Genomic DNA, 11,905 nt, shown 5'->3' with positions numbered 1-11,905 from the left:
AACGTGCATGTTCAGCTTATAGTTGCTGGCCTTTTGCGTCAACCGCAATTTCCGCGCTCGTGGTAGGATGCTCGTTCACAAGTCCACGCTTCAAATCCCACCTGTAGAAGAAATCAACCAGGAACGGGACAAGCAAGGCTGTCACAATGATGGAAGCAGCTACCTGTACGGTTGCTTTGTCTGCAAATGGAGCCCAAGCTGGGTCCACCAATGCAATAGCGGCTGGAGTGGCAATGGAGTTACCAGCAGAGGTACCGACAGCAGCACCTACGGCGGCAGTTCTTCTCGACTTCTTGGGAATCAGCCACTTGAAGATGAAGTAGGAAGGTACACCGGTGATGATAAGGGTCATGAGACCGAGGATGATACCAGGAATACCAGCTTCAATGATTGTCTGCAGACTCAGTCCTGCACCGAGTGGGAAGGCAAAGGTGAAGATTGCGATAAACATGCCAGGTTTGAGGAACTCTCTGATTCTCTCATCAAGGTTGCCCAGGATCATACCAACTATGATGGGCACGATGACAGCAACAAGACTCATGATAGGAATGTTTGCAACACCGGCAACACCCATGAAAGCCATCTCGAAGAAAGGACCATCATTGGAGGAGATAACTGCGATAGCTCCAACATCAGACTCATCACCATACTTGGAAGCCAGTGCGGTATAGAGTCCACCATTACTGTTGGACATTGCACTGATCATGGCAAGCGGTGTAACACCAAGGAATGCAGCTTCAGGTCCAGCAACCTTCGCAAAGATAACACCAAAAGCAACACCAAAGAGAACCTTGCTGAAATTGAGGACCACGCCTTTATAGAGCGACATACCAGCAGTTCTAAACTGAATCTGTGCTCCACTGCAGAAGAAGAGCAAGGCAATCAAGGTAAGTGAACCTGTCTTGAAAAATGCAGTGGTAAAACTGCCAATCATCAATGCTTCAGGAAAGAATGTGTTGGTCAATACCCCGAGTACCAAAGGCACTACCATCAATCCACCAGGAATCTTGTTGATTGTTTCGAGAATTGGAACTTTTCCCATCTTCATGTTGTGAGTCTCCTTTTGTTTGTTATAAACTTTTTAAACCTTACCATGGATGTACAGAAAGTCCAGAAAAAAAGAAATCATGTTGTAATACTTTGACATTGGGAAGAAAATGCATCATATACAAAGTATGAAAGAAATCTTTTTATTTCCGATTCTGCTATGTCTCTGCGTGGTTCCTCTTGCAGCTGATGAAACCAATTCGTTCCAAGAAGCATACGACGCACAACTTCCGACGGATGCAATGATTGGCCAAATTGTAAGAGGAGAGGCAGGGAGTGCTGAGGAGATAACCAAACAGGCTTTAAGAGAACCTTATGGGCCAGTATGGCTTGAACGCTATGTCAGTGAAATATTGAGAAAAGCGTTTGCCAATACCTATAACGAGCAATTGGTCTCCCTGCTTCCTGCAGAACAAGTGCAGGTGGGAAGAGCAATGGTTCGCTCTGGTCTCTATGAAGTGCCGTTCTGCTTCCATTCACCAATCTACCATTGGGGAACGATGGTTTGGACTTCTAATGAAAAAGATGAGTGGGAGCTTTTAGCTATAGAGGTAAAACCGTTACTCTGAATCAGTATCCACATCCTATTTCTTGATCACCAGGATATAGGAATCTTTTTCTTCTACGGTGAATGTCTGTTGTTGGGACTCTTGACCTCGAAGGTACTGCATCAGCACAGCAGAATCTACATCAAGATTCTCAAGATTGATGATATAGGCTTTCTGTTGGGGTTTTATGGTTATCTGGACATCTTCCATTTCTGTTCCATCAAGGAGTGGCCCTTCCCAGTGTTGCTCGTCAGGGTTTATGGCAGGAGTCTTGCTGTAGACACCACAACTGGAGACCAGTGTAATGGTACCCAAAAGCAAGCATATACATATAAACTGTACAATACGAGCGTGCAGTCTCATCAACCCCCTCCAGAGCAGAACCAGTGTATCCATAATAATAACAAAAGAAAAGGGTAAAGATTACAAAAGAATTCGAATGGAACATTTTGGGGAATGGTATAGAGTGCCTTCCAACATGGCATTGCACGAGCAGATCTGTACAGTAGCGCCTCTGGCAGTATCATTGTCTGCTACGATTGCAGTCTCAGTGAAGATAATCATCAGGTTTTCGAGGCTCTACGCGAAACCCATGACGTGGTCTATGACCAACACTCCGCTGGGCACACTTGGAAGTTCTGGGATAAAGCCTTGAAACGATTGCTTAGGTGGTTGTCTCTCTGATCAGGCTTTTTGTCCTACAATGGTAAAGGGTGTCTGGTAATCCACCCACCGGTCGTCCAAGGTGAATACGACGTCAGTGTCACAGAAGTTTGAGTAGGAGTACATCGCCTTTATCATCTCCAGCCGGATTGCATCCAGCTGTTTGACTGGTCGTTCTTCAGAGAGAAACACATAGATGACAACCATAAGGGAACGCCCACGTTTCAATGCATAGACTTCTGCCTTTCGAAATGCATGCTTTTTCACAAAACGATTGGTAATCTTCTCTAAAGAAGTCTGCACGGAAAGATTTGGTGCGGCTCCCAGCAGTTCCCGACTGTAGACCACCAAGTCCTTGATGAGCATAGGACTGAGACAAGCCAGGAAGAGAACAGTAAGTGCAGGATCAATGTAGGTGCTCAAGAAAGCAAAACGGGTTTGCTTGATCAAGCCGACCATCCCGATTGCAAGTACAGAGGCGAGGGAGAGGAAGGTGTCAAGCAACCATGCCTTACTCTCTGAGCGGAGGGTCGGACTGCTCAGTTTTTTAGCCTTTTTTGCAAGGGCAAGCCAAACAACAAAACAGACGACCAGTGAGAATACAGAGACGGGGAAAGCGATGGAGAAGGTGATGGCATAGCCACCTCGGGTCATTGCAATACCGGCCATAGTGCCAATGGTTACCACCATCGTAAGCAGGACCAGACTCCGCAAGACCAAAAAGAATGGTTCAAAGGCTCCGTACCCAAAGGGAAACCGGTCATCATCTTCTTTGAAGAGAAGGGTTACCACTCTCCCTGAGCCGATGATGAACATGCTCTGGATTAAGGAATACAGTCCATCGAGAAGCATTGAGTTTGAATTGGCTAGAATGGAGACAACCAAGCCGAGTATGCCGAATCCAAGGCAGACAAAGGTTGTCACCCGTAGTAACAGTAGTTCTTGTTTTTTATTACTCATATAAGATTATTTGTAATATCAATCATGGCGTTCATTCGCCCGGGACCACCGTTTATGGTCCTACGTATAGGACAGATACTGCGTATCAAATCAGGTGATATGTTGATATATATTGTAGTTAGTATACAGGAGTCCTGAAAAAACCGCAAGTAATCGCATTGCCTCACAATTATTCTAATCGAAACCCTTGCTAAGAATGCGCTAGCATCAGCAAAGAAAGTTTTAAAGCTTGCCTACGTAGAAGCCGAGGATACTGCAGCTTGCCGAGTATCAGTTACAAGAAGCCATACTTTCCAGTGAACGAATTAGATTCGATGCATCAATCACAGACCAGCTGTCGCTTGCGCAGAAGGAGCTGGATTGGTACCAAGCAGCGTTCACCGTAATCGGAACATCCTCTATCTGCAGATGAGCCTTCAGGGAATACTAGAATAGACTGCTCTCTTTGAGCAATCTCTTATGACGATACATTGCTTTGTCGGCAAGGGTGAATGCATCATCATAGGAAATGCCTTCATCATTGCTTGCAACTGCATACCCCCAAGCGACATCGAGGGGATGAGCAAGTTTTGTGTTGGTTTCCAATAACAGCATTTCAAAGTGTTCCATCTTGGGCCGCATCTTACTCTTCTTTGCCCTTGGAAGCAAGACACAGAACTCATCACCCCCAATCCTAAAAACATTCCCTTCAGGGGAGAATGCTTTGTTCAGCAAGTCTGCCAGGGTGGAGAGCAAGTAGTCTCCCTCCTGGTGTCCCCATGTATCATTGATTCTCTTTAGGTTGTTCATATCGAAGAGGATGAAGGCCAGATCTTGTCCTCTTTGTTGGGAGGATGCCAACATTCGCTCGAAAGCTATGCGGTTTCTTGCTTGGGTAGGCAAATCAAAATCAAATTTTGCTTCCTGCTCGATGAGATAGTACAGCAACAATGTTACAGCAATGGAACCGGTGATATAGGAATCCTCCAGATAGAAATACTGGAAGATGGTTGCAATGATCGGCAAGCAATAGACCAGAACAACTAGAAGCTTGCTTGGGGAAATCGTCACATGGCGCATTTTGAACAGTTGCATCAAGATAAGGACATAGTAGAAGTAGGAGACACCGGTGGTCAAATAGAAGAATGGTCCGCGGATATATTCATTGGAAGTATTGACTGAGAAGAACCAACCATTCTGTATGGAGAGGATTGTAAGGAGCGTGTTCAAGCCCAAAGGAATGAAGAGAATGCCCTTAACCATTGTCCCATATTCACTATACCCCAGGTACCAGAGGATGATGAGAGCAACTGCCGGAATAAGAATAAAATAGAGAGCATTTGCAAGCAGATGGGCTACAAAAGCAAAAGCAGTGGTTCGGCCTGCCATGCTGTAACCCAATACTTCCACTGCCAACAGCACAAGGGTTATGTAGGACGCAAGAATATAGTACCGATTCTGTTTGGATCCACTCAGATGTCGTTTAGCCAGATAGATAGTGAAGCACAATGGAACCATGCTGAAAATATCTATGATGATGAGTGGGTTCACAAATTGCTCCTTGGAACAGCCTTCACGCAAATGGTATACGTAAGAGAAGAATTTGCCTACAGAAAGCAGTAAGAAAACAAAAAAAAGTGCAGACATAAAAGCTCCTATGTAATAGAAGCAATATAGAAAGAAATTACATTTTTCCCGTTATACCTGCTGGTATGGATTCAAGCAACTATACCACAATCCAAATGTTTTGCTGCATAGAGCCCCAGAAGCATATAACAACTGGTAAGAATGAAGACCAGAGGAAAGCCTAGGTAGGGGAGTAAGAGACCTGCAAGCATAGGATAGAGAATATTCATCAAAGCACCAGCACCACCAATTCCAGTATAGATTGGTCGGTTCTCATCTGTGGAAATCTCTAGAAGAATTCCTACCGTAAGGATGTGATAGAGTGCGCTGGTGGCTCCTCCAAGCAGGAATGCGAGCGGATAGAGGGAAGGGATTGCTATCAGCAACAGGGCTACGAGCGGGGTGAATGCACCGAGGAAGATGAAGAAATAGAGCAGGGGACGATAGCGTTGCCCCTTGCTGAACAGGTTCGCCAAGATGGTTGCAATCAAGGATCCTGAAAGCTGGAACAGCAGGAAGGTTCCTGTTCTCCCCCCGTCCATTCCATAGTGTTGATTTGCCAGTACCACTAAAAAGGGCAGGGTAGAAAGAATAACGCCAGAGGTATTTACCAGCACAAGGTAGAGCATAACATTACGGTCCCCCTTGATGGCTTCGGCAAACATGCCAAGTTTATCAGCAAGACTTTGGCGCTTCCTCTCTGGAGGTTCTCCCTCCTTAAGCATCCAGAAGCCACTGGTTGCAAAGAGTAGCAACAGGCTTGCCATAAGGAACAGAAGGCTGTAGCTGTCTGGGTAGGAGAGGTAGGATAGAACAATCTTTACGACAACTGAACTGATAATCAAGCCAATACTGCTGATCAGTTGTTTCTGGGTAAGCAGCTTCTTTCTCAGAGGTTTTTCAATGGTGCTCCCAAGGATATCAGTGTATGCGATGTTTGCCCATGCACCGCTGAAGGAGAACACGGTTATCAAGAAGAGGATAAGCCAAATCTTCCAGGTAGCAGGCTCTCCAAGGTTGTGCAAGAATATTCCCAGGCTTGCAAGCGCTGCAACCCTGAAGTAGATACCCACCAAGAGAGCCGGTTTCTTATGCTTGAATCCCATGATGAAAGTCGCAAACAATAACTGCATGAAGCTGGCAAATCCCACCATGATTGCGGTAAGCAACCCGAGGTGGAACGTGGTAGCTCCACTCTCGGTGAGCATGGCAGGAGCAACGGTATTTACGTCTATGAAGCTCATGGTCAGCGAGAGGAACAGGGCATGGATCATGAAAGAACGATAGTTGGTGATGCGCATCAAAAACCTCCTCCTTACGTTGAATATAGCAACGTACCTCGGCTTTGGGTATCAAAATAATGAAGGAGGATTAAAGGTCAATCATGAAAAATACGATGAGAGGCTTGTAATACTTCCTCGGTTGCGGCATTGATTTTGGTGTACACCTCTTGATTGATTCTCTCATACAGTAGCACGTTTGCCTCATTAGGTTTGAAATTATCTCGAATTCTCACCATATGTTCGATAGCTGAAGACCTATCAGGATACACTCCCAAGGCAAGGGCAGTACAGATTGCAGCTCCCATACTGGCCGACTCATTTACCTCGTTCCGATGAGCAGGCACTCCAAATACATCGGCAAAGATCTGCATGAAAAGATCTCCATTGGACCCACCACCACTTACAATGAGATGATCTATTTTCTTGCCCATCTCATCGCACATCGCCTTCGCGTTATTCTTCATGGTCATTGCGATGCCTTCAAGTACGGAGCGAAACATATGCGGTCCCTTGTGTGAACCGTTGAACCCAATCATGATGCCTCGCTCCCATTGATGGGTGGGACGGGCAAGCCAGTGCAAGATAGTGTATAGTCCATCACATCCAGCAGGAACATCTTTTCCCAGTACATTCAAATATGCTTCCGGCGAAAGATTGTGGCCTTTTGCTTGTTCTTCCAAGCCAGAACCCATGAGGTCCTTGATCCAGGTAACGGTAGCCATCCCCCTACGAATCCCATTGCTCTCATAGAGAAATTCACCCGGTACAGCCCCAGGATTACTCCAATAGAACTCTGCATTTTCTTGGTATGTATCTCCTACCATCATGCTTGTGATGTATGTGCCTAGTGACACCAAGACGGTTCCAGAATCAGTCAAACCTGCACCTAGGCCTTCTACGGCTTTATCATTTGCAGTAGAAACAACGGGGATTCCTGCAGGAAGCCCGGTAGCTTTACTCGCTTGTTCTGTCACATAGCCCAGGACGGTAGCTGGGTCTACCAACTCAAAGAGCATGGACCGTGGTGTGGTATAGGAATCGAAGAGTTCACCATCCGGGTACCACTGTAATGTCTCCGGGTCGATAGGCCAGGGACCCACATAGTTTGATCGAGTATCCTTGGTCTCTCCTGTCAGTCGATGGGTCAGATACCCTGTAGCGGTGGTAACATACCTCACCTCAGCATCCTCATGTTCATAGGGATAGGAGAGACGGATATCCATCCAGCTTTGCACCGGGGAAGCCAAATTTCCATCTTCCTTGAGGAGGGCACGACAGCAACGGATGGAGCCCAAGCCGATGCCGATAATATCCTCTATGTTGCCTTGAAACGAACTAAGCATTCCTTTGCAAGCCTGTTGCAAAGTGTCCCACAGATCATCATCAGGGTGTTCAGCCCTTGAGTCTCCATACAGATGGATTTCCTTGAGCGGCACAGTATCTGAGCAAATCTCTCGGCCGAGGGTGTCAAATAGTGCCACTTTGGTACTCTGTGTACCACCATCGATTGCTACAATATACTTCTGTTTCATGGTTACTTCTTTATCTCTATGATTCCTATGATTTAGCGTATCAGGAATCCTCCATCAATAGTCAATACAGTTCCGTTCACATAGTTGGAAGCATCGCTGGACAGATACACGCAAGAACCCATCAAGTCGGTTGCTGTACCCCAACGATTTGCAGGAATATGAGATACAATTCCCTCATTCCGTTTCTGGTCGCTGCGGGTTTTCTCTGTCAACTTGGTTGCAAAGTACCCAGGGGCAATGGCATTGACCTGGATATTGAATTCTGCAAGCTCATCACTCATCGCCTTCGTCAATCCAACAATACCATGTTTTGATGCAGCATATGCTGGTGACCATCGCCCGCCGAGAAAAGCGTACAGCGATGCAATGTTGATGATTTTCCCACTTCTCTGTTTGAGCATGTGGGGGCTGGCTTCGTGTATCATCTCAAAGGCAGCGGTCAGGTTCACTGCAATCATCTTGTCCCAATCACTTCGATTGAATTCAGTAACATTCTCTTTGTTTATGCTGATACCTGCACAGTTGACCAGGATGTCAACGCTTCCCCAAGTATCGAGGCACGCATCTACGACACGTTTGCATTCACCCTCTTCGGTGATGTTGCTGTGGATATAGTGATACTCAACTCCACAATCTTCAACCCACTCTCTTGTCTGACCATCATCTTCCAAGATGCTCGCTACCATGACATTTGCTCCAGCCTTTGCCAATGCTACGGAGAACGGTTGCCCCAAACCGCTGTTCCCGCCGGTAACAATGGCGTTTTTCCCTTTCAAGGAAAAGAAGTCCATGGTGAAGTCAGGTATATTCATTTTCTCTCTCCTCTGTATTGATCGTGAATTGTTCCCTCATTTTCTAAGGCAATCCGTTGTAACAGCTTTTCTATAAAAATCTTTGCATCACCAACAACTACAACATCCGATATGCTGCAGATCGGCGCGTCTGAGTGGGTGTTCACTGAAAGTATCGTCTCTACATTACGTAATCCTTCCACATGTTGGATTGCCCCATCAATACCGATGGCAATATACAGTCTCGGGTTGACTATCTTCCCTGATTGTCCTACCTGGATGGTACGGTTGGCAATCCCTTGGTCAACAAGTTTCCGGCTTACAGAAACTTCGCCCCCCAAGGCTTTTGCCAGTGTTTCCAGGAGTGGATATGCTCTCTTTGCACCACCACCTCCGGAAACAAGCACTTTGCTGTCACGAATATCATAGGAAACAGAACGTTGCTTTCTTTTCAGACAGGTTAGGGACGATGGAGATTGTAGTTTCTTGGTATAGTTCTGGATTATGGTGTTCACTCCTGATTTTTGTTCCCAGGTAAATATTCCAGGTTTGATGCTCAGGATAATGGGAGGGCTACTTGTTATTGCAATACCGGAGAGAATATTCCCAGAGTAGGCTGTGCGTACAAACTCCAAGGCGTCATCACGTGTCTTCACATCATTTATTTCAGCGACCAATCCAACCTGTAACCGCTTTGCCAGTCGTGGTGCAACCATTCGTCCGATCCATGTACCAGGGATAAGGATGGCATCAAACGCATAGGTCGAGTGGAGATCCATAATGATTGCACAGATATATCGTGCATCTTCACAGATATTCCCCTCATCCTGGACTAGGATGATCCTCTCAAAGCCTTCTGGCAAGTTCTCTTGGTCAGGAGAGAAGGCAAGCAGCCAAGATTCATGCTTCTTCCCATCATAGATTCTATTGCTCACCTCAAGGAGATCATTGCTACGCTTGGGGAGTCCAGTGTCTCCAAGAATCAGGGTACGCTTCATGCTACACAAACCCCCTTTCCTTTAGATAGGAGAACACAAATTCAATTCCCTCATCATCTGCCTCCACCACCGTCTTTTCCCGTATGCGACTATTCGCTTCGTAGGTATGTACCACCTTGGTCAGGGAACCCTCCAAGCCGATATGTGTGGAATCTATTCCAAGTTCTTTGTTGGTGAGAATAGTAAGCTTGTCTGAGACGTCTTTCTGCAGATCTGCATAAGACGGATAGGGAAGTTTACAGGTGCTGCTCCTAGCAAGACTCAGTACTCCAGGAAGTTGCATGGACCAGGTGGTTGTTTCCTTCTCACCCTCAATGGAGAACACTGCATCTGTGCGAGAAGTCCTCCCAACATCAATATCGGTGATATCCAACATGTGATCAAAACCGAGCATCTGGGCAATCTGCCCGGGGATTTGGGATGTTGCTCCATCAAGCGATCGGCTTCCACTGAGAATTACATCAAACTCTTGGCTCTTGAGATAGGTGCCCAGCACCTCACTGGTTGCATAGGTGTCGCTCCCTGCAAAAAGAGGGTCAGAGATGAGCGTTCCCCTGTCCACAGGAAGCCTGAGAAGGTCATGCATGTGTGGTACTACAGAGGATGGAGCCATGGAGACTACATGGATCAAGGACTCAGGATGCTGCTCCTTCAGCTTGAAAGCGAAGGAGAGTGCACACTCATCATCTGGATTCAACACCATCCTGGTGTGTTCTCGTACCATGGCACTTGCATGATAATCATAGGTGAACCCAGTTATATCTGGAACGAATTTTACTAAGCAAATGATGTTCATAGGGACACCACTTTATTGGTACTTCTTACCTTCTTCCTGGGGGAAGATGGTACCAAAGTTCATGATGCCGTTCGGATCAAACGCTTCTTTCAGTTTCTCCAGCATGTAGTATGCGGAGCCATGTTCCATCTTGGTCCATTCATTACGGAACTTTCCAATTCCATGGTGGTGGCACATTGACCCCCCAAGTTTGAGGGTTTCCTCCACGATGATCCGTTGTAATGGGTGGTGGTACACCCTCATTTCATCCTCAGGAGCACAGTGGATGTCATAGTTGTACACGAAGTACATGTTGGTCCCATTGATATAACTATGAGAGGAGTGGCCTCCGAGCAGGGTCAAGTCATGGTAACGGGGATAGTCCTCTTTTATGCGCTTGATGACATTGTGGTAAATTTCTGTGATCGTGCTCCAATCGGCAGAAATTTCGGTGGTGAAGCCTGAGTGGCTGTCGTGCTCTTTCATTCCCTCAAATTCATCGTCAATGTCTTGCTGGGACCAATTGAGGTTGTTGAACCAGTTTTCTATATGCTTGCTGTCAACCTGTTCGATGATACCGTCCTTGAATTTCTCAACCGCCTGCTCGATTGCCTCACCTGTGGCTTTCACGATACCCTCAGGACCTTCTGCCATGAACAGCAGTACACACTTGTTCTTGTGGAAGTGATAGAAATGCTGTGCAGCATCCTCTTCACTGTAGGTACGGGCAACTGAGGGACGAAAACCGTTTACCATGACCTCTCGCAGGATCTTGATTCCTGTATCGATGTCCTTGATAAGGTATCCATAGAACGTATTGTTTTCAGGATAGATCTTGAATATCTTGACCGTTACTTCGGTGATGTAGCACAGCGTGCCTTCATTACCGATGACGATGTGTCGGATATCCGGTCCCCCTGAACGTCTTGGTACATTCTTGATTCTAGAAATATGTCCATCTGGAAAAACGCACTCCAGTCCGACAACCATATCTTCTATTGCCCCGTAGAGGGTGGAAAACTGCCCGATGCTCCGTGTTGCGACCAGTCCCCCAAGTTTTGCAACCGGTTTTGACTGAGGTGAATGCCCAGTGGTAAATCCATCTTTTCTCAAGGCATCTTCCAGCTCCTGTAAGGGAACACCGGCCTGTACGGTTGCTTGCATGTTGTAGGTATCAATGTTGATGATCCTGTCCAGATGCAGTGCATCTATGACGAGCGTCTGTTCCTTCCAGTTTTCAAGCCCACCCTCGGTAGCTGTTTTCCCCGCACGTGGGATTACGTTGACCTGGTTGGTGTTGCAGAACACAAGCAAATCCCGTACTTGCTCAGGGGAATCCGGGTAGACGATTGCTAACGGAGAAGGGACATCAAGTACCTTTCGTGCTTTAGCATATTTCTTGTATCTATCTGCTGATGCATCATAGAGATCTTCACTGTTGGTGTTGATCTGCGTTGGTTTCAGCACTGTTTTCAGTTGTTCAATAATCATTTCGTTGTTCACGGATTCCTCCAAAGTCTGGGTGACAAGTCCAAATAGGTATTTTACCCATTTGTCCTTATGGTAAGGGGCCATGTTTGTAATGTCAATAAATATGGAAAAATTTCTAAAAAAATAGAGTAATATAATTAAAATAGGAAAATTTTCCATTTTATGATTGCGTACCAAGCGATTTTACCTGTATACTTCCGTTGTCAGTGATT

General features: G+C 46.2%; 11 protein-coding genes. 1 reads left to right on the top strand and 10 read right to left on the bottom strand.

What is annotated here, in order from left to right:
- Nucleotides 1-16 precede the first annotated feature (16 nt).
- Nucleotides 17-1,048, bottom strand: coding sequence for a 2-keto-3-deoxygluconate permease (locus tag DYP60_RS05810; RefSeq protein WP_117329949.1), 1,032 nt, complete (start codon nt 1,046-1,048; stop codon nt 17-19).
- A 127-nt stretch (nt 1,049-1,175) separates the two neighbouring features.
- Between DYP60_RS05810 and DYP60_RS05805 the strand changes: the two genes are divergently transcribed.
- Nucleotides 1,176-1,616 carry a hypothetical protein gene (locus DYP60_RS05805; protein WP_133299293.1) on the top strand — a complete coding sequence of 147 codons (441 nt, stop codon included), beginning with the start codon at nt 1,176-1,178 and terminating at the stop codon, nt 1,614-1,616.
- A 15-nt stretch (nt 1,617-1,631) separates the two neighbouring features.
- Here the strand turns inward: DYP60_RS05805 and DYP60_RS05800 are convergent, their stop codons facing one another.
- The 9 genes from DYP60_RS05800 to DYP60_RS05760 all read right to left on the bottom strand — a co-directional run bounded on the left by DYP60_RS05800 (nt 1,632) and on the right by DYP60_RS05760 (nt 11,705).
- Complete coding sequence (locus tag DYP60_RS05800) at nt 1,632-1,910, bottom strand: hypothetical protein (RefSeq protein WP_133299292.1); 279 nt, start codon at nt 1,908-1,910, stop codon at nt 1,632-1,634.
- Nucleotides 1,911-2,279: 369 nt separating this feature from the next.
- Nucleotides 2,280-3,218 (bottom strand): cation efflux transmembrane domain-containing protein, encoded by a 939-nt coding sequence (locus DYP60_RS05795; protein ID WP_117329946.1) that lies wholly within the window; start codon nt 3,216-3,218, stop codon nt 2,280-2,282.
- Between the two features lie 426 nt (nt 3,219-3,644).
- Nucleotides 3,645-4,748 (bottom strand): GGDEF domain-containing protein, encoded by a 1,104-nt coding sequence (locus DYP60_RS05790; RefSeq protein ID WP_165849516.1) that lies wholly within the window; start codon nt 4,746-4,748, stop codon nt 3,645-3,647.
- Nucleotides 4,749-4,915: 167 nt separating this feature from the next.
- Nucleotides 4,916-6,124 carry an MFS transporter gene (locus tag DYP60_RS05785; RefSeq protein WP_117329944.1) on the bottom strand — a complete coding sequence of 403 codons (1,209 nt, stop codon included), beginning with the start codon at nt 6,122-6,124 and terminating at the stop codon, nt 4,916-4,918.
- Between the two features lie 77 nt (nt 6,125-6,201).
- Nucleotides 6,202-7,638: an FGGY-family carbohydrate kinase gene (locus DYP60_RS05780; RefSeq protein WP_117329943.1), complete on the bottom strand. Its 1,437-nt coding sequence runs from the start codon at nt 7,636-7,638 to the stop codon at nt 6,202-6,204.
- 32 nt (nt 7,639-7,670) lie between these two features.
- Entirely contained in the window at nt 7,671-8,450 is a 780-nt protein-coding gene (locus DYP60_RS05775) for an SDR family oxidoreductase (protein ID WP_117329942.1), read from the bottom strand.
- The gene (locus DYP60_RS05770; protein ID WP_117329941.1) at nt 8,447-9,427 is read right to left on the bottom strand and encodes an electron transfer flavoprotein subunit alpha/FixB family protein; all 981 of its coding nucleotides are present in this window, start codon (nt 9,425-9,427) and stop codon (nt 8,447-8,449) included. Before DYP60_RS05770 ends, DYP60_RS05775 begins: the two co-directional genes overlap by 4 nt.
- Nucleotide 9,428: 1 nt before the next feature.
- Nucleotides 9,429-10,223, bottom strand: a complete 795-nt coding sequence (locus tag DYP60_RS05765) for an electron transfer flavoprotein subunit beta/FixA family protein (protein WP_117329940.1) — start codon at nt 10,221-10,223, stop codon at nt 9,429-9,431.
- Between the two features lie 12 nt (nt 10,224-10,235).
- Nucleotides 10,236-11,705 carry an FAD-binding oxidoreductase gene (locus tag DYP60_RS05760; protein WP_240622832.1) on the bottom strand — a complete coding sequence of 490 codons (1,470 nt, stop codon included), beginning with the start codon at nt 11,703-11,705 and terminating at the stop codon, nt 10,236-10,238.
- Between the last annotated feature and the right edge of the window lie 200 nt (nt 11,706-11,905).

It is taken from the genome of Sphaerochaeta halotolerans (assembly GCF_003429665.1).
GTDB lineage: Bacteria > Spirochaetota > Spirochaetia > Sphaerochaetales > Sphaerochaetaceae > Sphaerochaeta > Sphaerochaeta halotolerans.
The sequence above is the reverse complement of the archived record's forward strand: the minus strand, read 5'-3'. Positions and strand labels throughout refer to the sequence as shown.